The organism is endosymbiont of Ridgeia piscesae (assembly GCF_001443665.1).
Taxonomy (GTDB): domain Bacteria; phylum Pseudomonadota; class Gammaproteobacteria; order Chromatiales; family Chromatiaceae; genus Endoriftia; species Endoriftia persephonae.
This window is the reverse complement of sequence record NZ_KQ557126.1, coordinates 59,589-81,632: the sequence shown is the minus strand read 5'-3', so window position 1 is coordinate 81,632 and position 22,044 is coordinate 59,589. Positions and strand designations below refer to the sequence as shown.

Here is a 22,044-nt window from a genome sequence, read left to right as displayed (position 1 = left end):
CAGAGGCAGGTGGGTGATGATCAAATTCCCGCGCCTTTTCTTTCGCTATTCGTAAGGGGACCCAGCCCCTTCTGTTGCAGAGGCTTTGCGAGCGAATATGAGCCAGAACGACGACCACAACGATCAGCTCCACTCGATGGATCCCGATTACGAGGCCCACCTGGGCATAGCCGGCAGGACCGCCCGGTTCTTCATCGAGTCGCCGCTGTCGCCGCTCTTCTTCATCGCGATGATGATGATGGGGCTGATGGGCCTAATGCTGACTCCGCGCCAGGAGGATCCTCAGATCTCGGTGCCGATGGTCGACATCTTCGTCCAGTATCCGGGGGCGGCGGCGGAGCAGGTCTCCAGCCTGGCGATCGAGCCGCTGGAACGGATCATGTCGGAGATCCCGCGGGTCAAGCATGTCTACTCTGCCGCTCAGCGTGGTGGCGGTGTGGTCACCATCGAGTTCGAGGTGGGCGAGGAGATGGGTGCCTCGCTGGTCAAGGTGAATGACAAGCTCGACTCCAACATGGACAAGATTCCGCCGGGGGTGATGCCACCACTGGTGAAGGCCAAGGGTATCGATGATGTGCCGGCGGTCAATCTGACTCTCTGGTCGAAGGATATGGATGGGGATTCAGTCCCCGATGTGGACGATGGCCAGCTACGCATGCTGGCCCACGATGTGCTGCAATCGATCAAGCAGCTGCCCGACACCGGTAGCGGTTTTGTGGTGGGTGGTCGGCGTGAACAGATGACCGTCGAGGTCTATCCGGAGCGCCTGTCGGGCTTCAACATCAGCATCGATCAGGTTGCCCAGACGATCAAGAAAAACAACATCGAGCTGCAGGCGGGCGGCATCGAAAGCGATGATAGCCGGTTCAATGTGACTACTGGCGCCTTTCTGCGCTCTGCCGACGACATCAACCGTCTGATGGTCGGCATGCATAACGATGTGCCGGTCTATGTGCATGACGTAGCGCGGGTGACCCAGGGGCCGGAAGATGCCAAGCAGCTGGTGGCCTACTACACCGGCAAGGCCAGCAATCTCGATATCCGGGCCGATGGCGTCCCTGCAGTGACTATCGCGATAGCCAAAAAAGAGGGCTCCAACGGCGTCACCGTGGCCAGTTCGATCATCTCCCGGGTCAACAAACTCAAGGGCACCCTGATCCCCAACAACGTCGCGGTCAGCATTACCCGGGATTATGGTAAGACCGCCGACGACAAGGTCAGCGATCTGATCTTCAAGCTGTTTGTGGCCACTGGCTTCGTCTTCCTGCTGGTGCTGGCGGCGTTTCGTGCCTTCCGTCCCGCTATAGTGGTGGTGCTGGTTATCCCGGTGGTGCTGCTGATGACCATCTTCAGCGCCTGGCTGATGGGCTATACCATCGATCGGGTGAGTCTGTTTGCCCTGATCTTCTCCATTGGCATCCTGGTGGATGATGCGATCGTGGTGGTGGAGAATATCTACCGGCGCTGGCTGGAGGAGGGCAAGACCGATGTGGCCACCGCAGTGGATGCGGTGCGTGAGGTGGGTAACCCAACCATCCTGGCCACCTTTACCGTTATCGCGGCGCTGCTGCCAATGGGGTTTGTCTCCGGCATGATGGGGCCCTATATGGAGCCGATTCCGGCGCTGGGTTCGTCGGCGATGCTGATCTCGGTATTTGCTGCCTTTGTCTTCACTCCCTATCTCACCATGTCCCACTGGCTGCGCCCCTCGATGCGCTACCTGAAGACTGCCGGCGAGCGCGAGCACAAGGAGGCGGAGAGGTTGGAAAGGATGTTTCGTCGCGTCCTAGTGCCGATGATCGAGACTCCGAGCAAAGCGCGCTTGTTTCGGCTAGTGATGTGGGGGACGTTCCTGTTCGCCTGTTCGTTCTTCTACTTCAACTGGGTGGCGGTGAAGATGCTGCCGTTAGACAACAAGCCCGAGTTTGCGGTGGTGCTCGACATGCCGGAAGGCACCGCGCTGCCGGTTACCGCGAACCTGGCGCACCGCATGGCGGAAGCGATCCGGGTCCATCCCGAGGTGATGGCGGTGCAGGTCTATGCGGGGACTGCGCGCCCGTTCGATTTTAACGGCATGGTGCGTCACTACTACCTGCGACAGGATCCTTGGCAGGCCGAGGTTCAGGTGCAGCTGACGCATAAGGGCAAGCGTGCTGAGAGTAGCCACGATATTGCAGTGTATACACGGCGCCTGCTGACCGATATGACCGAGAAGCTGAAGCGGCAGAAGAGGATCCCGGCGGGTGTCAAATTCTCGGTGGTGGAGATGCCGCCAGGTCCGCCGGTGCTGCAGTCGGTGGTTGCAGAAGTCCACGGCCCAAATCAGGCGGTGCGCCACCAGGTGGCGAGTGAGTTGACCGAGATCTTTAGCCGCACAGAAAGTCTCAGGGATGTCGATAACTATATGCGCGATCCCTACAAATACTGGCGTTTCGAGGTGGATACTGAGAAGGCGGTGCGGCGCGGTATTTCGGTGGAGACGATCAATCGCAACCTGGCGATGGCGCTGGGCGGTGCGCCGGTGGGTGACGTTAAACAGCGCGCCGGGCATGAGCCGATCAATATCGTGATCCAGGTGCCTCTGGCAGAGCGTTCCGAGGTGACCCGTCTGGGCGATCTGCCGGTTCACTCCGACAGCGGCATCACTGTGCCGTTACGGGAGTTGGGACAGTTTGTGCAGGTCACTGAAGAACCGATTATCTATCATAAGGATCTGCGCGACGTGGAGTACGTGGTGGCAGAGGTCGGTGGCAAGTTGGCGGCGCCGGTCTACGGTATGTTCCAGGTGCAGGATCTGCTGAAAGAAGATAGCTACATCAGCCCCGACGGGGTGGCGCTCGAGAGCTTCTGGCTGGGGCCGCCGAAGGATGACACCACCTCCGCCATCGAGTGGGCCGGCGAGTGGACAGTGACCTACGAGACCTTCCGCGACATGGGCGCAGCGTTCATGGTGGCGCTGGTGCTGATCTATGTGCTGGTGGTCTGGGAGTTTGGTAACTTCCGCATCCCGGCGTTGATCATGGCGCCAATCCCGCTGACCCTGCTGGGCATCATTCCTGCCCACTTCGTGTTCTTCCACTTTGGTGCGGGCGGCGAGTTTACCGCCACCTCAATGATCGGCTGGATCGCCCTGGCGGGCATTATCGTGCGTAACTCGATCCTGCTGGTCGACTTCTCGATCCATCAGATCCAGCAGGGTGAGCCGGTGGTGGAGGCGGTGATCCAGTCCTGCAAGACTCGCACCCGGCCTATCCTGATCACTGCCTTTGCGCTGGTGGCGGGTTCCTCGGTGATCTTTTTCGATCCGATCTTCCAGGGTATGGCAATCTCGCTGGCCTCAGGTGTGCTGGTCTCCACGGTGCTGACCCTGATCGTGATCCCTCTGGGCTGCATCAAGGCGAGCAAGGATCTGGTGGAGGTTGCCGCGGCAACCTGTCCCGCCGGGGTGACCATGAAGAGCTATGAAGAGCTGATGCCGGGCGGTACGGCAGCAGCGATGAGTTCGGCGCAGCCAAAGCTGGTGGCCGATTCGCCACCGCTCTGGATTGGGGTGTGGGGCAAGCTGATCACCATCGTGACTATGCTGTTCTATTTTGTTCGCGGCATCGTTCTGCTATTGATGCAGCTATTCAGGAAAAAGCCATCCAGAGAAAAAGGCGCGCCAGCAGCCGACAATGCGTCGCCCCCGCCCTCCTCTGGAAGCGGTGGGGCTGGCGGTGCAGATCGGGTTGTCGCTGGCTTAGCAGAGGTCGCCCCTGCGTCAGCCTCCACGCCAACAGCAGCAGATGCTCCGGCCCGGGTGGAAGCGGAACCGGCAAAGATAGCCGCGCAGGCTGATGCCGTTGACAAGGTTTCTGGGGCGACGAGGCAGGAAGGTGTCGCTAGCGAAGCGCCTGAGCTAGTTGCGGAAGCCGTGCAGCCAGATATGACCGCAAGCGGGGAACCGGCGGCAGAAGCGGCACAGAGTGAACCGACGCCCAAAGTCCCGGCGAAAGCGCAGCCGAAGGCCAAAAAACGGCCATCGACTCTGAAAAAGAAAGTGGTAAAACCGAAAGCGGTCGAGGCCGTGACCAAGTCCGCTGTTGGCGTTAATTCAGCCGTGGCTCTGGAGGCGGGAGACGCCCCGAGCCGGAGCGGTTCCGCTCCGGCTAAGAAAAAGGGCGGGCGTCGGGGCATTCGTTTGAAGGGCTGAGTCTGATGGTGATGGCGTCGCTTTGAAAGCTCTTCTGAATCATCATCTGCTTAGCTTGGTGTTGGCTGTGATCTGCCTGTTCGGTCAAGCCACTGTTATTGCAGGAGATCCCTATCAGGGCTATCGCTTTCGCCCACTGAATGATCCCTCTGAGCAGCGGCCACAGGTTGTGGAAGAGCCTGCCGCTTTGCCGTGGCGCCCGAGTCCGGGTGAGACCAGAGACAAGAGGCGATCTGAGACGGCAAAGGGCTCGCTCAGCGATGGCTCTGCTGCATTGGGCCTGCCGCGAGGCACCTATCGTCCAGTCGAGCGCTTTACGCAGGTTCCAGCTCAGGTCGGCAGCTATCAGTTTCGTCCGATTTCGTCGACGGAGAGGAAGCGCATAGATGCCCAGGGCAGGCCGCAACCACAAGATCGCGCAGCCGCGCTTCACAATCCCCCCCAGCGCTACCGCTTTCGTGGTGATCCGCTGCCTGAAAAGCGTAATAAACCTGCCCCCTTCAATTGGAAAGACCCCGATCAGCCAGCGGTTTTGCCCAGGTTTCGACCCGATAGTCGATTTCGCAACAGCAGGGCCCTCACAAAGTAGGGAGGGTGGTTGCGCTATCCGGTCCCGTTCGAACTGAATCGATGTCTGCGAGCCGCCGCTGATGGGTTTCATATCAATCCTGTTGGTTATGCGATGATCTCTGGAACATGGGAGAACAATGAATAAGGGTAAAGGCTTGTATGCTGCTCTGGTGTGGCTGGCGTTGTTGTTCAGCGGCGCTCTTCAGGCGGGCTTCGCCTGCATCGAGTTTTCAGCGGAAATGGTCCAGCTTAATCCGGGCGGCGAAACCGTCAGCGGTAGGGTGTTCGTGGGCAAGCGACACATGCGTACAGAGCTCAGGCAGGGTGGGGACACGATTGCGTTGATTGCTGATAGTGAATCGGGGAGCAATCTGCTGCTAAATCTTGAGCAGCACACCTATCTGCTCCAGCAGGGGCGCCCGAACGTCGATGTAAAGTCTGGACGCGGTGAGCGAAATCCCTGTGAAGAGGTAGAGGGCGCACTCTGTGAAAGGCTGGGTGAAGAGCAGCTCAATGGACGGCCAGCGAGCAAATGGCAGATCACCCTCGGCAGTGGGGAGGGTGCTCAGAAGGTGACCCAGTGGCTCGATAAACAGCGAGGCTTTCCGCTGCGTACCCTCTCAGAAGGCGGGCAGCAGGCTGAGATGCGCCTGCTGGGCAGAGAGACCCTCGCAGGCCGGAGTGTGGAAAAGTGGCAGGTGAGTGTGAACCGCCCCGAGCAAGAGGTTGTTCGGACCACCCAATGGTATGATCCGGTGCTTTGTCTTGCCATTAAAGAGATTTTTCCGGGGGGTAGGGTGCGCGAGCTGAAACAGATCGAGCTTGGTGAACAGTCGCCCGCTCTTTTTGTTGTGCCTGAGGGGTTCAATCAGGTGGAGTTCCCCCGCTAGGGGGCTGATAAATAGGGCCTTGAAGGCGGAGTGACAGCTTCCCCGGTGGTTTTTTATCGGCTTGATTACCGTTAAACTGTGCGGCTAGTAATGGCGCGCCTGCTTGATCAGGCTGGCCGGCAATGCCTGCCCTGTCTGGCGCTTCCTCTTCCCATGTTGGGCCTTGTTCCCAGCAAAAATAGGTAGTTTGATGAAGACGGATAGACTTAAGCTGTTCTCTCTCGGCTCATTTTTCCTCATGTCTTTGCCGCTGATTGACGCGGAGGCCTATGTGCCAAACGGTGGCTTCTACTCGCCCTACGATTATCGTGCGTCGTTCTATCCGGAGCGTCAGCGGAGCCCTGATTATCCTCTGCCGCAGCCACGGGTTAGCTATCCGTTTCAATGGCAAGGCGTAACCCCGACACGTTTTCTTGAACAGCTGCCACCGCTATGGAGGGAGCGTTTTCGCCCCTATTCATCCGCTGGCGATCGCTATGGTAGAAGTTATGTTCAGCCCGCCGACTACCGGGAGCCGGCGCCACGGATTCGATACTCTTTTCCTGCTCAGCCTCATCAGGCGTATGGATGGCGGCATTCGAGGCCAGCGGTGGCGGATCGGTACCAGGGTTACACTGGACACATCTATCCGCCCTACTGGAATGCGTCAAGACAATCAGCGCCTCCTGCCTGGATGGCACATGAGTATGCCAACTATCGTTTCCGGCCGATGCGCCGGCAGTCTGGGCCGCAGCCGGTGCGCAACTGGGGCATGGTTGCACCGCGATCTACGGGGTACTACCCGCAGTTTGCTGTGTCGCAGCAGGTTCAGATGCCGACCTTTCGGCCATCCCCTGATTACTACCAAGCAGCCCAGGTGCCAGATTATTCCAGGTTCAACCAGGCGAGAGTTCAGCAAGGGTGGCAGCGACCTGGCCGTGAGTGGGCTGGAGCAGGGCCGGCTGCGAGCGGGCGCTATATCTATGGCTATTCAGCACCTGCACGCTATGTATTTCGCCCTATGACGCAACCAGTTGCGCCGCAAAACAGCGCCAGTGGCTATCGACAGAGCTATTCTGCCGGTGCTTATTCAAGATCCAATCCAGTCGCGCCGGCGGTTCAGGATAGGAGATCTGCCGCCTACAATCCTGCAGTGCAACCAGCTAATAACTGGAAGTTCGTGCCCCGTAATGAGAGCACGCCAGCGATGCAGCGGGACTATCGTTTTCGGCCTGTCGGGATGACGCGCCAGGTGCCGGTTGCTGTGAGTGGTTGGCGAGGCGGTTTTCGCAACAGGAACGAAGAGAACTATCGGCACGCTCAGCTTCAGGAGCTCTCCCCCAGTCGAGACGAATGGCCGATGTTGTCAAGCCTGCCGGACTGGCCGTCACGATGAAACGGATGATGATCCAATGCCTCGGCCTTTAGCTGCTTGGCGGGATGTCATATTGCAACGAGAGACGAACCTATGATCACGGTAGTCGGTAGTCTGAAGGGTGGTTCAGGAAAGAGTACCCTGACCTTTAATCTCGCTGTCTGGTTGGCAATGGCTGATACCGATGTGGTGTTGGTGGATTGCGATCCACAGGCGACTTTGACTGACGTGGTCGAAGTGCGTACCGAGGAGGGCTACGATCCGCGCATCAAGGTGCTCGATTCGGATGGCCTGGATGCAGCGCTGGCGGATGAACAGGGTGAGATGCTCATCGATGTGGGTACTGCCGATATCGAATCCTTGAAAAAGGCGTTGAAGATGGCCGACCGGGTGGTGATTCCGGTTCCCCCTTCGCAGGCCGATGTCTGGTCAACACAGCGTTTTATCCGCTTCGTTGAGGAGGCGCTGGGTGACCGGGAGATGCCTGAGTTAGTGGCATTTATTAATCGTGCGGACACCCACCGGGCGATCCGTGAGTCGGATGAGGCGGCCGTTGCTCTGATCTCCCTGCCTGGTATCGATTTCGTAAAGCAGCGCCTCTGCCAACGCACAGTCTTTCGGCGCTCCTTCAGTGAAGGGCTGGCGGTGTTCGAGCTCGATCCGCGCGGCAAAGCATCGCGGGAGTTCAATTCACTTACAGCAGCCCTCTATCCGCAGCATCTGCGGGCATAGGCATCAGCCGTTTATCAATAACCAATCGCAGCATGATAATCAGGCGTTCGCAGAAGCGTCTCTGTTTGCCAAAGAGGAGAGAGGTATGGGGATTATAAAAAATTTGTTGGCATTGATTGGCTTGGTTGCCATTGTTGCCGGCGGTGGGCTTTATATGAAATATAAGAATGTGGCCTCAGAGTTCGACCCGGGAGCGATTGATGCCTATGGGGATATGGTGCGGCAGCTGCTTGAAACGAAAAACGCAGCAGAGGCGACGATCTGGAAGCTCCCCGTCGAGGAAGGGCTCTCGGCTGATGAGGTTGAGGAGACCATGAAGTTCGTTGCAAACGAATACAATATGTCACATGTGGGTGAGCTGCCGCTCTCCAAGGATATCGAGGCGAAGAGCGGCAAGAAGTATCGCTATGTAAAGATCTTCCTCTTCTGTAACTCACTGACTGCAGCCAGAATGCTCGACTATTCGGATGCCTACTCGGCCTATCTGCCCTGTAGAATCACCCTGATAGAAGACGATCAGGGAAAGCTCTGGCTGATTGCGCTCAATATGGATTTGATGATCTACGGTGGTAAACCGCTGCCTCCTGCATTGAAAGAGGAGGCGATTCAGGTCAAGGAGTACATCCTCGATATCATGAAGCGCGGGGCGTCCGGAGAGTTCTGAGCCTGGCCGGAAAGGCCAGTCAGTAGCTAAGTGGTTCGGGATTCGGTATCGCTTGTTGGTCTGGGAATCTCTGAATTAGAAGGCCTGCGACGATTATCGTCGCAGGTTTTTTTATGGGCTCGGGGGGAGCAAACAGGCAGCCATAGTTGCAGCTGGCAGCGTTTGACGAGAAACGCCCCTGTTCAGGGGCGCTCTTATATCGTTATCTGCAGTGCGGAGTGGGCCTGCGGCTACTCCACTTTTTCGATGCGCAGATTGGTTGGTGGATCTGGGGCGTAGGTCTCGATGGCGCCGATCTCCCAGGCTGCCCCTTTTGGCCGCCGGTTGCCCTTTAGATCGTAGCGGATGTCGATGCCGTAGAGGTCTTCGAATTCCTGATACGCTTTGCTGAGAATGCCGGCATCAACACCAGGGGAGTTGGAGACCTGCTCGTAGCTGTCTCTGGCAAATACAGGGGCTTTCACCAGATTGTTGCTGCTGCTAGCCAGCTTTGATACCAGGCTAGAATCTGACAGCAGATCGACATCCGAACCGGAGCGGGAGGTCCCGCCGATATCGACCGAAGCACCGGCCGTGGCGCTGTTCCACAGCAGGTTGTTGCGCAGATCTATCTGTTCCGAGATGCAGCTATCTACGATGATGTTGTGTAGAGATGCGTCCAGGATCAGATTGTTCTCGATACTGAAAGAGTCCGCTCCGCACTGCCAGGAGTGATGAATGCCATCCTCTGTGTTGACGATGGTGTTATTCACCACTTTGACATTGGTGGAGTCGCCGCCGATATCGAATTGGATGCCTCTCCGAACATTGCGGATTATATTACCGATGACATAGCCATCCTTGACCCCCTCGATTCGCAATCCACGTCCACCTGCCTGTGAGATGTCGTTGAAAAGCAGCCATGCACGGATAGGCCCATAGCCTCCAGCGAGATCGATGCCGTTACTGCCGAAGATGACGGCGTCGCCGATGGATGTATCAGACCTCTCATATCCGTAGATAGTGTTTTGGGAGATGATAGCGTCATGGATGGTTTTCAGGTCGACGCCATTTTCGCGGTCCTCATGCATCACGTTCTTGCCTACATAGACAAACCGCGGTGCAGGTAGACAGCGGTGGCAGCCTTGGAATGAGTCGCCGCTGTTGTGGTGGATGTGGTTCTCCAGAATCCACATATTGGTGGCACCGCTGCTCAGATTGACGCCATGCATGTCGATCGGATTGCTTGGGCTGCCCCGGTGGTTGTCATGAATGTGGTTGTGGTAGACCACATTGTTATTCGAGCTCCCCATCGAGACGGCGGAGCCATGGTTGCCCCAGTAGTCGGGGTCGCTGCTGACTTCACTGTGGCGGAGCACGATGCTCTCGGAGCCCGAGGCCATCTTAATGTTGATGCCGGTGTGGAAGTGGAGGTTCTCGACGATCAAGAACGAGCCGCCAAGCTCGATAACGCTCTCGCCGGGATCCTCAAAGCGGGGCATATTGTCAGGATCGGTGCCGCGGATGAAGACCGGTTGGCTGGCAGTGCCCGATGCTGTGATGTATTTGTCCCGACCGATGTAGTAGGGGCCGCCATGGATCTCCACCACCGAGCCGGCGGGTAGAGAGATGGAGCTGCTTTTGAATAGGTCACAGATGGGGGCGTTCTTGGTGCCAGGCCAGTTGTTTTCGCTGCAGTTCGGGTCAGTGTTGTCCACATAGTGGGTGTAGGGGGCAGTGCTATCGTTGCCATAGCCGGAGGCCCCGCTGTACATCTCGACAGATTCATCGATGCCAAATGGCGGCTCTGGAATGCCGATCGGTGGATTGTAGGCCAGGGCGTGCTGGACTGGTAGAAAAACACACAGCATTGCTGCCAGTTTGATCTTGCTTAAGCTGTTCATATCGCTCACTTTAGCGTTAGTTCCCAACGTCATGTCGTATGTCGTCCTGTGCTGCCGTTTATAAAGCCCTGCGGCTTGGGTTTGTGACCAACTCTGCGTTCCGGGTGTCATGACAGGACGCAGGAGACGTGTCGGGTGTCCGGCTGGGCCGGGTACGGCTGTTGAGGCGGCAATCCGCGGGTGAATCGTTCCGTTAGTTGCCAGATAGTGCCAGGATTATAGGTGTCAATTATCCCGACAGTCTTCGGCCTGCTTCACACTCCCCGCGTTCGGCAGCCTCTGAATGATCATGGACAGCAGACTGCAACGTGAGACTGTGTCAGCAGTCGAGTTTGGCGATGATGCGGTTGCGCACAGGTTCATTCATGTCCGGGATCGGAAAAAGAGATGTTTTTGCCCAGAATCCCCTCCATCAAAAATCTGCCAATCGATCTGCTGATCTGTTGCGGCCCACACTGATCACCCTCCCGGGTTTGCAGCTGTCCGCCAATGATGAGCATCGCGAGGCCATGCATCATGGACCAGGCGGCAAGCGCCAACTCTTCGGTAGGCTCGTCACGGAAGACGGCTGCAGCCTTGCCGCTCTCGATCAGGGATAAGAGACTGTTGAATGCCCTTTCCGAGGCCTCGGCCAGTGTGCCGGAACACTCATCAGGCGTGATGAATCCGCCAAACATCAGCTGGGTGATCTCGGGGTTTTCTACGGCCAGCTCAACATAGGCGATGCTTGCCGCCTGAAGCTGCCTGGTGGGGTCATCGGGGAAAGCCTGGGATGCCTCCCGGGTGCGTGTCGCCAGCGCATTGAAGCCGGATTCGGCGATCGCCATGAGCAATGCGCCTTTGTCTTTGAAGTGACGATAGGGGGCAGAGTGGCTGACCCCGGCCCGCTTGGCCACCGCTCTCAGGCTGATGGCGTTAGGCCCCTTCTCGGCAATCAGACTGATTGCCGCCTTGATTAAGGTGTTTTTCAGATCACCGTGATGGTAGTTCAATCGCTGTTCCGTCTGATTACAGTGAGTTAGTGGTTAATCTACGCAATGTTGACACTGTCAACTTGTGGTGTAGGATTGCATTCCCAGATTCACACCAACAGCTGTATTGATTGGTGCTGCCAAGCAGGCAGCCACCGCTACAAGGGAAGATAACAATGAAATCGATACTATTGGTCAGATTTTTTGCTGGATCGCCCCTGTTCGCGGGAGTCGCTACACTAACCGTCATGCTCCATTCTGTCATGGGGCTCCTCAGCATGCTGACTGCATAGGTGGGGGAGGCAATGGACAGCTACCTACTGCTGAAGGCAATCCACCTGCTGGGTGTTACTGCCGGTGCAGACCAAACAGGCCAGAATGGCGAAGGTATTTCGGCGGGATCAGCCGATCCCCGAGCACTACTGGCAGCTCGGCTGGATGTGAATCATGTTCGGTACCCTGGCGACCCTGCTGCCGCTGATGACCCTCTACTGGATGGTTTTCAAGCCGGTGTCATAGCCTCATCTTCTGATGTCATGCGACCTGTTGGCGAAAAAGGAGTTTGACGTGAACAAGATCCTCACTCTACCTCTGCTGATGCTATTGTTGCCGCTGCCAGCACTGGCAGCCCAGCTGCAGAGCGTTGCGGCCCGTGTGGCCACCCAGCAGGAGACCCTCACCGGCTTCACCCGTGAGGCGGCGCTGCTGGTTGTCTCTGCCGAGGTTGCCGGCCGGGTCGAGCAGGTGACAGCGGATGTGGGCGACAGGCTTGAGAAGGGCAAGTCGCTCGCCTGTCTCGACACAACCTTCATCGACCTGGAGATTCGCGCCAATCAGGCGGAGCAGCAGCGTCTGCAGGTGGATATCACCCACTACAGCAAGCAAGTGAAGCGCTTCAGCCGGCTACTGCAGCAGAAGAGCTCATCCCAGAGCCAGCTGGATGAGTCAGAACGCGCCCTGCAGAGCAGCCGTGCCCAGCTGGTTGCCAGTCAGGTGCAGGCCCAGATCCTGCGCGAGCGCCGGCAGCGTCACTGCGTGGCGGGGCCTGCAGGCTGGCGAGTGATTGAACGCCATGTGGAGCCGGGGCAGTGGCTGAATATCGGAACGCCAGTGGTGACCCTGGGGGACTACTCACGCCTGATCGTACCGTTTGCCCTTAACAATGCGGAGTTCACCGTACTTGAGCGACAGGCTGGCGATCTGAAACTGCGCCTGCCAGATCGGGGAGGGGAGGTAACGGCGCAGATCGAACATGTCTCTCCTGCCTTCGACCCCGTGTCACGCAAGATCCAGGTAGAGCTGGCGATCGAACAGCCCATGCAACAGCCCCGCGGCGGTATCCGTGCCGAACTCCGGCTTGAGTTGCCAGCATCTTCCGGGGCCGTGCTACTGCCCCGCGCCGCTCTCAGCGAGCGTTATGAGCAGCACTGGCTGACCCGCGTCGACGGCGAGCAGCTGAAGGTGGTCTATCTTGGCAGCGCCAGCGGTATTGAGGGCGACTGGGTGCGGGTCGTCTCCCCTGAGGTAAAACCCGGCGACCGCTTCCGGCTCCCGGCGGAGTGAGCGCGATGGAGCCGGTGATACGTTTCTCCCTCAAACAGCGGGTCTTCTACAACCTGATGTTCGTGGTGTTGATGGTAGTGGGCTTCATCTCCATCTTCGCCATGCCCGCAGAACGCTACCCCAACTTCGGCTTTGGTGAGGTGATCATCAACACCATCTACCCCGGTGCCTCGGCGGTGGAGGTAGAGACCCTGGTGACGCGCAAGATCGAGGATGCGCTGGAGACGGTGGATGATGTGGAGTGGGTCAACGCCACTTCCTTTAGCGGTCGCTCCAATGTGCGTCTCAAGTTTGTCGACGATTCGGACTACGAGGCGCTCTACGACGAGGTGCGCTTCGAGGTGCTCAATATCATCAACGAGCTGCCAGAGGGGGTCGATCCGCCGCACATGCTGTATGTGACGGTGCAGGACTGGCTGCCGGTGATTGCCGTCAACCTGGTGGGGGAGCATAGCAACCGGGCGCTGGCGCTGATGGCGGAGGAGCTGAAGAGCCGCCTCAAGCAGATTCCCAACGTGCAGGAGGTGAAGCTGAGTGGGGAGGATGTGCAGGAGTTCCACGTCTCCCTCGATCCCGCCAAACTGCGAGCGCTGGGGGTCAGCTACGAACGGGTTGCTGCTGCCCTGAGCAGCGCCAACCTGTCGATCCCGGCGGGCAGGTTCACCGCCAGCAGTGGTGAGTTCCTGGTCAAGGTGGATGAGCGTTTCGTCAGCCGTGAGCAGGTGCTGCAGACCGTGGTACGCAAGGATGCCGATGCCAGCCTGGTGCGGGTGGCGGATCTGATCAGTCACGCCGGCATGGGCTATCGCGATCCGGTGGTGATCTCCTCGGTCAACGGCCGGCCCTCGCTGGGGTTGCAGGTGATCAAGTCCGATGCGGGCAACGCGATGCGCATCCGTGATGCGGTGGTGGCGCTGCTGGAGGAGTTCAGGCCACTGCTGGCAGCCCAGGGGGTGGAGCTGGTGCTAACCCAGGACTCCACCGTCTATATCGAGGATGGCCTCAACACCCTCGGCATGAACATGTTGGTGGGTATAGTCCTGGTGTCGCTGATCATTTGGTACTTCATGGGCATCCGCAATGCCGGGCTGGTGACCATCGGCATCCCCTTCTCTTTTATGATCACGATGCTGATCATGTACCTCACCGGCAATAGCTTCAACGAGATCACCCTGTTCTCGTTCGTGCTGGTGACAGGCATCATCGTCGACGATGCGATCGTGGTGACCGAGAACATCTACCGTCACGTGCAGGAGGGGGAGCCGCTGCAACAGGCGATCGTTAGTGGCACCGCTGAGGTGGCGCTGCCGGTGATCTCCGCCACCATGACCACCGTCGCCGCGTTCCTGCCGATGCTGATCATGTCGGGCACCACCGGCCAGTTCTTCGCCCTGGTGCCGAAGGCGGTGACCTTTGCCATCCTCGCTTCGCTGGTGGAGTGCCTGCTGATCCTGCCGATCCACTACCTCGATTTTGGCCCCCGTGGCGGCAGCAGGATCAAAGCGGTGGAGCGCGACAATCTCCTGCTGCGGCTGCTGCGCAGCTTCACCGACCGGGTGCTGCGGTTCACCCTGCGTTTCCGCCTCACCAGCGTGTTGCTGGTGGTGATCGCTTTCGGTGCGGCGGTGGTGATCCTGGGCCTCTCAGTCAGCGGCAAGGCGCCACTGATCCGCATCCAGTTCTTCCCCGACGACTACAAGCTCTACTATGTGGATGTGGTGGGGCCGAGCAACACCCCGATCGAGACCATCGACCGCAAGGTGCGGACGATCGCAGAGGCAGTGATGGAGGATGGCCCCGGCTACGCCCGCTCCGCTGCCGGATTTGCTGGCTACTACTTCAATGAGGACTACGAGCCGGTGTTCGGTAACAACCACGGCTCAGTGATGGTCACCATGCCCTCGGTGGGGGAGCAGGCCTTCGAGGATCCGCTAGCACACCTGGAGCGAATGCGTGAGCGGCTCAAGCCGCGCTTCGAGACCGAAGGCTACCAGCTGCACATCCACCCGCAGAAGGATGGCCCGCCCACTGGCAAGGACATCAATGTGCGTATCGTCGGCTCGAAGACCGAGACGGTTGCCGCGCTCGCCGCCGAACTCCTCTCCTTCATGCGCGCCGATCCTGATATCGGCCCGCATCTGCTCGATCTGGCGGATGACCAGGGACGCCCGCGCCGGGTGATCCGGCTCGAGGTGCTGCAGGATCGGGTGGCGGAGTATGGTCTCGATAACGCCCGGGTGGCGCGGCTCGCCGCCAGCGTGCTCGACGGCCGCTATATCGGCAAGTACCGCCATTTGGATGAGGAGATCGACCTCAAACTCTATGTGGATCAAGCACAGCTGACGGAGCCGGAGCATGCACTCTACCTGCCGGTGGTGGAAGATGCCGACCGGCCGGTCCATCTGGCCGATTTGGTGCGGCTGCATAGCTACTCGGAGCCGGGCGAGATCAAGCGCTACCAGGGGCAGCGGGCGATCAGCCTAAAGGCGAATATCAAAGAGGGCGCGCCGACTTCGACGCCGGCGATCGTCAGCGCGGTGCGCGCCCACTACGAGACCCTGCGTGATCGCTATCCGGGCGCTACGGTAATCTTCGGCGGTGAGCATGAGGACACTCAGCGTTCTTTTGAGTCGCTGGCCTACGCCTTCATCATCGCGGTACTGGTGATGTATGTGATCTTAGCGACCCAGTTCCAATCCTACCTACAGCCGATGATTATCCTCTCGGCGATTATCTTCGCCCTGATCGGCGTGGTCTTCGGCAAGCTGGTCAGCCAGTCGTTGTTCACCGTTAACAGCTTCATCGCGGTGATCGGCGTGGCCGGGGTGGTGGTCAATGACGCGCTGGTGCTGATCGACTTCATCAATCGTCGCTACCGGTCGGGTATGGCGCGGCGTCAGGCGATCATCGAGGGGGTGCATGTGCGGCTGCGGCCGATTGTCCTCACCACCCTCACCACTACCCTTGGCCTGCTGCCGATGGCGCTGGGCATCCCCAGCTACTCGCTGGTGTGGGGCAGTATGGCTTCCACCTTCGTCACCGGCCTGGCCACCGCCACCGCCCTGACCCTGTTTATCGTGCCGGTATTGTGGGATCTGCTGACCGGGCTGGAGGAGCGCCGCCAGCGTCGTCGTAAGGGTACAAATCGGAGCGTGGATCTCGATGTGGATGAACATGAACAGATCACGGGTTGATAGATTGGGAAAAATGGACCGATTATGACCTGAAATTGACCGCGGCAGAGGGATATAATCAGTTCTCATTTCGATTGCAGGAACGGGCCATGCGATCACTTATCATGATCTATCTGCTGCTGGTAATGACTCTGCTAGCAGGCTGTGGCGGAGGTGATTCATCCACTACCACCACCCAATCCACTGACAGTGGCGATGGGGGTGGCGCCACGCTCCCGCTCACCAGGGTCGACGCTGGCCCGAGCGGCCGTGTCGATCTGCGAGTCTCCTGGGATCTTACCCCCACCACTCAACTGCCGGTAACAGGCTTCAAGGTCTACCATGCCGCCACTCCCGACTACGATGCGATGCTGCCGGTGGGGGAGCAGAGCGATGGCAGCAGCAGGCAGTTCATACTGCGGGATGTGGCGGTCGGCACGCACTACTTTGCGGTCACCGTCGATGACATCGACGGCTACACCAGCGCCTACTCGGATATGTTGGCGGTGGAGGTCCAGTAGTGCGGCTTCAGGCCTATTCCGGTAGCTGTTCCTTTAGGTAGTCGATGCGCTTCAGGCGTTTTTTCAGATCTCCCTGTAGCGCCTGGGCGGCTGGGTTATCTAATCCTTTTGTGGCGACCTGAGTCGCGTCCATTGCCTCCCTGTAGCATTGTGCAGCCGCCTCGATCATCTCCATTTCCTCCATCACTTCGCCTAAGGCGATCTGGCTTTGGGCGTACAGCAACGGGTCGTCTATCTTTGTGGCGATCTCTGCCGCCCGCTGGAGCTGCGATTCTGCTGACGCACGATTGCCCCGCTCCTGTTCCAGCTCTGCCAGTTGTAGCAAGGCATCAAACTCAGCGTTAGGAATATTGAGCGAATCGGCTAGTTTCTGAACTTCTTGGTAGATCGGATAGGCTGCTCCAAGATCACCGCGCAGTCGTTCAGTTTTTGCTTCGACGAGCCGCAATCGTAATTCTGCTTTACGGAAACGGTTAGACTCGGCGATCTCCAGAGCTTGATGGATATAGTTTTTTGCCTCATCGAGTTCGCCTCGTTGCTGGTTGATGGTGGCGAGTGTCTCCAAGGCCTCTAGCTCGGCGCGGCTGTCGCCAATGGCCCGCGCCAGGGAGAGGGCCTGGGCGGCCGGTTCCTGGGCCTCGGCAGGATGTCCGGCGGCGAGTTCGATCTGTCCCTTGAGGCTGAGCGCCGCCAGTTCCAGGTCCCGGTCCTGATGGTCGATGCCTGCCGCCAGCGCCTCCGCCACATACTGGCGCGCCCAGCGCAGATTCCGTTGCTTGAGACGAATCTCGGCACGCAACAGTTGTAGTTTGCCGCTGCCAAGCGGTTCCTCTCTGCTTTTCGTGATCTTCAGGGCCTTTGCTGCCACGGCCTCAGCCTCATCGAGCTGATTCTGGCCTAGCAGTTGATGGGTCTGCTCCAGCGCCTTGAGCACCCTGTCACTGACATGATCAGCCGGTTTGGTTGGTGGTGGTTCAGCGGTAGTTTCTGCTTCACTGGTCGATGTGGTTTGGCTGACGGGCTCAGGGGGCAGACCGAATTCGAAGTAGCTCCTGGCCTCCTCGATACTCTCAAAGCTGCTGACCAGCGGTTGCTCTGACGGCTCGGCATAGAAGCAGGTGGCGAACAGCTCGGCCAACGCCTCGCTGCGATGAAAGGGGTCATCTTCCTGCTCCCCAAAGGCCTCTGTCAGCGTCTGACTCTCCTCTTCATCAAGGGCGACCTCGCCGCTGGCCAGTTTGAGAAAATGGCTCTGATAGCGCACAAACAGGCCGGGATCAGCGCGGCAATGGTCGATGAATCTGCTGAAGCGTCGGTTCAGCACGATCATCAGTGCCACTCGGCCCGGTTCGAGTTGGCTGCTGCCATTCAGGTTGGTGTTGGCCTGCCCCTTGTCCCACTCTGAGATGAACTGGTTGATCAGGCGTTTGACATCGCGGAAGTTGGCGCCGCTGGCATCGCGGATGATCTGCGCCCAGACCTCCGGTCGCTCTAGTAACTGATCCACCGCGCTCTCCCCCAGGCAGTGGCGAACATATCTGAGAAAGCTAGCGCTGGTGACCTGAGGGACAGGGAAGGGGATCTGGATCAGTTTCTCGATGTAACGCTTGCCCCACTCTGGGTCGAGCTTCTCCCGGTCGGTATTGAGCAGCTTCGAATAGAGGGCGTAGACTGCGCGCGACAGCTCCTGTTCAGCAATCCCCATCACCACGATCATGTTGGGCTGGTTGAGCACCAGTTTCAGCGCCTCCAGCACCGTCGCTGCGGCATCGGGCAGGCAGCGGTCCAGGTCATCGATAAATAGCACCACCAGCCGCTTTCTGGGCTTTTTGGACGCCCCTGAATCCTCGGCGCGGGTAACCTCGCTGATCAACTGGCCAATGTTCTCCTCGAACTGGTGCAAAAAATCCGGCGACCAGGGCTCCTGTTGTGCGGCGTGAACCAAGGTTGCTCCGGGCTTGCCTAACAGCCTGTCCCACAAAAGTTTGGCGAGACTGAGTTTGATGGCAGGCAGACGGCGCTGGAATTGTTTTTTCGCCGAGTCGTGCCTGGTGATCTTGTGCACCAGCTCCAGCGCCAGGCCCTTCCACACCTCCTCCCGGCTATGGTATTTCCAGGGGTCGAACCAGACCGTATGGCACTCATCCTTCAGGCGTTGCTGCAACATGTGCATGATGCTGCTCTTGCCCATGCCCCACTGGGCGAAGATGCCGATGGTCAGCGGCGTGTTGTGCTGGTCGGAGGCGAGGATGCGATGGGCGAGGGGGTTGATGAAGGATGCAAAATCGAGCCGGTCGTCCCGTGAAGCAGAATCTTTTACCTGATCATGGCCGACTGGATTGTCGTTGAGAAACTTGAGGCGGATCTCGGATGCCATCAGTGTCTTCCTCCCGTTCCAGCTGCTGGAGCCATGTTGAGAAACTAGTTCCTGCTCTGATAGGCGTCAAGCCGGTGATTGGCTCGGTTATACTGCCGCCTCTATAATGTAACCTAACTGATCGCCGATGAAACTGCTTGCCCTTGAGACAGCCGCCGAAGCCTGTTCCGCCGCCCTCTATCTGGAGGGTGAACTCACCAGCCGTTTTCAGGTAAAACCCCGCGGCCACAGCGAACTGATCCTCACCATGATGGACGAGTTGCTGGCCGAGGCCGGTCTGCACCCGAACCAGCTCGATGCGTTGGCCTTTGGCCGTGGTCCCGGCTCTTTCACCGGGGTGCGCATTGCCACCGGGGTGGTGCAGGGGGTGGCTTTTGCCGCCGAGCTGCCGGTAGTGCCAGTCTCGACCCTGGCCGCGCTGGCGCAGCGGGCGTTTCGTGAGTGTGGTGAACGCAGGCTGCTGCCAGCGTTTGATGCCCGGATGGGGGAACTCTACTGGGGCGCCTACCGGGTCGATGATGCGGGTATCGCGCAGCTGCAGGGGCAGGAACTGGTGGCTCAGGCCGACCAGGTAAGCCTGCCCAACGGGGAGGGCTGGTACGGCATCGGTGGCGGCTGGCAGGCCTATGGCGAACAGCTGCGTCCGCGGCTTGGCGCTCAACTCAAGGCCAGTGATGGCGAACTGCTGTGCCGCGCCGAAGAGGTGGCCCTGCTCGGCGTCGATGGCTTTGCCCGCGGCGAGGCGGTGGCCGCCGAGGCCGCACTGCCAGTCTATCTACGTGATCAGGTGGCGAAGAAGCCCCGTTCCTGATTACGACCCACCCGGCACGCATCGAGGTCGTTCCAGCTCTCCGGAGCTTGGTACGGCTGGGTTTAGCTAGGCTCTTGCGTTGATCGAGAAGTGGCAGCCTGTCACCGGTGTTCAGATTGCCGAGTGGGGCATCAGGCGCATGCGGACGCGATGGGGTAGCTGTAATATTGAGGCGCGGCGCATCTGGCTGAATCTCGATCTGGCCAAGAAGTCACGTCAGTGTCTGGAGTACGTCGTTGTACATGAGGTGTTGCACTTGCTGGAGCGTCATCATAACAATCGGTTTCGGCGCTGATGGACCGTCTCATTCCGTTGTGGCGGGTGTATCGGGAAGAGCTGAATCGCGCGCCGCTGTCGCATGAGGATTGCGTTACTGATCCTGCCTTCTCCATCCGCTCTCAGCCTTTGGCCAAGCGCACGCAGCAACCCCAGTTGAATAGTAAAATTGCCGGTCAGGCCAGATCCAGGTAAGTACAACATGACACTGCTCAAGACGCTGACAACGAACCAAATCAAACGCTGGGCCGGTTCCCGCGCCTATGGGCGTGGTGAGGCCTATTACCAAGATGAGCGGGTCCGTAACCTGCGGGAACGCCGGGGCAAGATCGCGGCGACGGTTAGAGGCACTCACAGCTACCATGTTCGGTTGTGGGAAGACGGCAAGACTATCGATTATGATTGCGACTGCCCGGTGGGGCTGGGTGGCGATTTCTGCAAGCATTGTGTGGCGGTTGCACTGGCCTGGCTGGAGAAGCAGGCGCCGGCTGGCAAGACGGCCAGACGCAGGCAGCCGAAACAGGCGGAAGCGGATCTGACCATGAAGGATGTGCGAGCCTGGCTGCTGCTACAGGAGAGGGAGGCTCTGGCGGATATGCTCCTTGAGGCCGCCGTGGAAGATGAACAGCTCGTCGACCGGCTGATGCTCAAGGCTGCCGCAGCCCGGGGCGTGAACCTGGATGCCTATAGAAAAATCATCGACCAGGCGATCGGTAGCGACGGATTCATCGATTACTATGCGATGCCCGACTATTACCGCGGCATGGACGGAGCGATCGATGCCATCGACGAACTCCTGGCCCAGGGCCATGCCGCCGCGGTGATCGAACTGAGCGAGTATGCTCTGCAACGGACGACGCGCGCTATTGAGACTGTGGAGGATTCCGACGGCTACATGAGTCTGCTGTTGGAGCGACTGCAGGCACTGCATCTGAGTGCCTGCCGCAAGGCAAAACCTGACCAGGAGGTGCTGGCAGAACGGCTGTTCCGTTGGGAGTTGAGTGGTGACTGGGATGTGTTTCATGGCGCCATCAAGAGCTACACCCAGGTGTTGGGGATGCGGGGGCGCGAGCACTACCGCGCACTGGCCGAGGCTGAGTGGGCCAAGGTTCGGTCGCTCAAGCCGGGTGAAAATGATCAGAGCCGATACTGCCGGCGTTTCTACATCACGAGCATCATGGAAAGCCTGGCCGAACAGAGCGGCGATATCGAGGCGCTGGTGCAGGTCAAGAGCCAAGACCTGTCATCCAGTTACGCCTTCTACCAGATCGCCGAAATCTACCGCAAGGCGCGCCGCAGCGAACAGGCGCTGGAATGGGCGGAGAGAGGCATCCAGGCCTTCGGCGATGAGGCGGATAGCCGCCTGCAGGATCTGCTGGCCGATATGTATCACCGTCGCAAGCGGCACGACGAAGCGATGACTCTGATCTGGCCCCAGTTTGAACAACGCCCCTACCTCAGCAACTATCAAAAGCTGAAAAAACATGCTGATCGCTACAAACATTGGCCCCACTGGCGTCAGCGTGCCCTGGATCAGTTGCGGGCGGTCATCGAGCCGAGGGTGAAGAAGCCGCCGCGCGGCCAGCGGCCTTATCGTCCCGGGTCGGATCGCTCCAGGCTGGTGGAGATCTTTCTGTGGGAGAAAGAGATCGAGGCCGCCTGGCAAGAGGCTGTTGAAGGGGGATGCAGTGAGGAACTCTGGCTCAGGCTGGCTGGCCTGCGGGAGAAGGAGCATCCTCGCGATGCAGTTGCTATCTATCAGAAGCTGATCGGCCCGATTGTGGAACGCACCAACAACGATGCCTACGCCGAGGCCGCCGCCTTGCTGAGCCGGGTCGAAAAACTGATGGGCCGGTTGGGAGACAAGGCTGAATTCCGGCACAATCTTTTGCAAATCCGGGAGAAATATAAACGCAAACGTAATTTCATGAAATTGCTGGAGCGGTTTGGAAAATAATCAAGAAAGCCGCCTTAAAACCGATCCCTTTATTTATCAACCATTGTCCTAACTTCCTCTTGCGCTTGCTCCAGCCAAGCCTCCCGGAGGCCAAATATCGGCCATACTTA

The 22,044-nt window shown here is 58.9% G+C and carries 13 protein-coding genes and 1 pseudogene; 11 read left to right on the top strand and 3 right to left on the bottom strand.

Features of this window, described 5'->3' with window-relative positions:
- Positions 1–97 precede the first annotated feature (97 nt).
- The 4 genes from Ga0074115_RS07730 to Ga0074115_RS07710 all read left to right on the top strand — a co-directional run bounded on the left by Ga0074115_RS07730 (position 98) and on the right by Ga0074115_RS07710 (position 8,402).
- Positions 98–4,192 carry an efflux RND transporter permease subunit gene (locus Ga0074115_RS07730; RefSeq protein ID WP_060528386.1) on the top strand — a complete coding sequence of 1,365 codons (4,095 nt, stop codon included), beginning with the start codon at positions 98–100 and terminating at the stop codon, positions 4,190–4,192.
- 707 nt (positions 4,193–4,899) lie between these two features.
- Positions 4,900–5,652 (top strand): hypothetical protein, encoded by a 753-nt coding sequence (locus tag Ga0074115_RS07720; RefSeq protein WP_057955659.1) that lies wholly within the window; start codon positions 4,900–4,902, stop codon positions 5,650–5,652.
- Positions 5,653–7,099: 1,447 nt separating this feature from the next.
- Entirely contained in the window at positions 7,100–7,738 is a 639-nt protein-coding gene (locus tag Ga0074115_RS07715) for a ParA family protein (RefSeq protein ID WP_057955658.1), read from the top strand.
- A gap of 154 nt (positions 7,739–7,892) precedes the next feature.
- Complete coding sequence (locus Ga0074115_RS07710) at positions 7,893–8,402, top strand: DUF302 domain-containing protein (protein ID WP_232432970.1); 510 nt, start codon at positions 7,893–7,895, stop codon at positions 8,400–8,402.
- 230 nt (positions 8,403–8,632) lie between these two features.
- Here the strand turns inward: Ga0074115_RS07710 and Ga0074115_RS07705 are convergent, their stop codons facing one another.
- Both Ga0074115_RS07705 and Ga0074115_RS07700 read right to left on the bottom strand, forming a co-directional pair.
- Positions 8,633–10,285, bottom strand: a complete 1,653-nt coding sequence (locus Ga0074115_RS07705) for a right-handed parallel beta-helix repeat-containing protein (protein ID WP_232432969.1) — start codon at positions 10,283–10,285, stop codon at positions 8,633–8,635.
- Between the two features lie 359 nt (positions 10,286–10,644).
- Positions 10,645–11,277 (bottom strand): TetR/AcrR family transcriptional regulator, encoded by a 633-nt coding sequence (locus Ga0074115_RS07700; protein ID WP_057956336.1) that lies wholly within the window; start codon positions 11,275–11,277, stop codon positions 10,645–10,647.
- Between the two features lie 284 nt (positions 11,278–11,561).
- Between Ga0074115_RS07700 and Ga0074115_RS16230 the strand changes: the two genes are divergently transcribed.
- The 4 genes from Ga0074115_RS16230 to Ga0074115_RS07685 all read left to right on the top strand — a co-directional run bounded on the left by Ga0074115_RS16230 (position 11,562) and on the right by Ga0074115_RS07685 (position 16,513).
- Positions 11,562–11,822 carry a hypothetical protein gene (locus Ga0074115_RS16230; RefSeq protein WP_157292700.1) on the top strand — a complete coding sequence of 87 codons (261 nt, stop codon included), beginning with the start codon at positions 11,562–11,564 and terminating at the stop codon, positions 11,820–11,822.
- 1 nt (position 11,823) lies between these two features.
- The gene (locus Ga0074115_RS07695; RefSeq protein ID WP_157292698.1) at positions 11,824–12,819 is read left to right on the top strand and encodes an efflux RND transporter periplasmic adaptor subunit; all 996 of its coding nucleotides are present in this window, start codon (positions 11,824–11,826) and stop codon (positions 12,817–12,819) included.
- A gap of 5 nt (positions 12,820–12,824) precedes the next feature.
- Positions 12,825–16,013 carry an efflux RND transporter permease subunit gene (locus Ga0074115_RS07690; RefSeq protein ID WP_057956338.1) on the top strand — a complete coding sequence of 1,063 codons (3,189 nt, stop codon included), beginning with the start codon at positions 12,825–12,827 and terminating at the stop codon, positions 16,011–16,013.
- Positions 16,014–16,102: 89 nt separating this feature from the next.
- The gene (locus Ga0074115_RS07685) at positions 16,103–16,513 is read left to right on the top strand and encodes a hypothetical protein (protein WP_232432968.1); all 411 of its coding nucleotides are present in this window, start codon (positions 16,103–16,105) and stop codon (positions 16,511–16,513) included.
- 13 nt (positions 16,514–16,526) lie between these two features.
- On the opposite strand, the gene Ga0074115_RS07680 is transcribed toward Ga0074115_RS07685, so the two are convergent.
- Positions 16,527–18,890 carry a P-loop NTPase fold protein gene (locus Ga0074115_RS07680; protein ID WP_057956339.1) on the bottom strand — a complete coding sequence of 788 codons (2,364 nt, stop codon included), beginning with the start codon at positions 18,888–18,890 and terminating at the stop codon, positions 16,527–16,529.
- A gap of 127 nt (positions 18,891–19,017) precedes the next feature.
- Here Ga0074115_RS07680 and tsaB point away from each other — a divergent pair, with 127 nt between their 5' ends.
- From tsaB to Ga0074115_RS07665, 3 genes and pseudogenes are all read left to right on the top strand, one after another.
- Positions 19,018–19,701 (top strand): tRNA (adenosine(37)-N6)-threonylcarbamoyltransferase complex dimerization subunit type 1 TsaB, encoded by a 684-nt coding sequence (tsaB, locus tag Ga0074115_RS07675; protein ID WP_057956340.1) that lies wholly within the window; start codon positions 19,018–19,020, stop codon positions 19,699–19,701.
- Positions 19,702–19,780: 79 nt separating this feature from the next.
- Positions 19,781–20,064 (top strand): annotated as a pseudogene (locus Ga0074115_RS15770) (M48 metallopeptidase family protein); the annotation flags it as partial.
- 115 nt (positions 20,065–20,179) lie between these two features.
- A complete protein-coding gene (locus Ga0074115_RS07665; protein WP_232432967.1) occupies positions 20,180–21,934 on the top strand; it encodes a DUF6880 family protein in 1,755 nt (584 codons plus the stop codon).
- The last annotated feature ends 110 nt before the right edge of the window (positions 21,935–22,044 follow it).

Excerpts from the sequence above, each read along its gene's own strand:
- Ga0074115_RS16230 (WP_157292700.1), top strand. The coding sequence starts at position 11,562 with ATGGACAGCTACCTACTGCTGAAGGCAATCCACCTGCTGGGTGTTACT.
- Ga0074115_RS07715 (WP_057955658.1), top strand. The coding sequence starts at position 7,100 with ATGATCACGGTAGTCGGTAGTCTGAAGGGTGGTTCAGGAAAGAGTACC.
- Ga0074115_RS07730 (WP_060528386.1), top strand. The coding sequence starts at position 98 with ATGAGCCAGAACGACGACCACAACGATCAGCTCCACTCGATGGATCCC.
- Ga0074115_RS07705 (WP_232432969.1), bottom strand. The coding sequence starts at position 10,285 with ATGAACAGCTTAAGCAAGATCAAACTGGCAGCAATGCTGTGTGTTTTT.
- Ga0074115_RS07720 (WP_057955659.1), top strand. The coding sequence starts at position 4,900 with ATGAATAAGGGTAAAGGCTTGTATGCTGCTCTGGTGTGGCTGGCGTTG.
- Ga0074115_RS07665 (WP_232432967.1), top strand. The coding sequence starts at position 20,180 with ATGACACTGCTCAAGACGCTGACAACGAACCAAATCAAACGCTGGGCC.
- Ga0074115_RS07710 (WP_232432970.1), top strand. The coding sequence starts at position 7,893 with ATGAAATATAAGAATGTGGCCTCAGAGTTCGACCCGGGAGCGATTGAT.
- Ga0074115_RS07690 (WP_057956338.1), top strand. The coding sequence starts at position 12,825 with ATGGAGCCGGTGATACGTTTCTCCCTCAAACAGCGGGTCTTCTACAAC.
- Ga0074115_RS07685 (WP_232432968.1), top strand. The coding sequence starts at position 16,103 with ATGCGATCACTTATCATGATCTATCTGCTGCTGGTAATGACTCTGCTA.
- Ga0074115_RS07680 (WP_057956339.1), bottom strand. The coding sequence starts at position 18,890 with ATGGCATCCGAGATCCGCCTCAAGTTTCTCAACGACAATCCAGTCGGC.
- tsaB (WP_057956340.1), top strand. The coding sequence starts at position 19,018 with ATGAAACTGCTTGCCCTTGAGACAGCCGCCGAAGCCTGTTCCGCCGCC.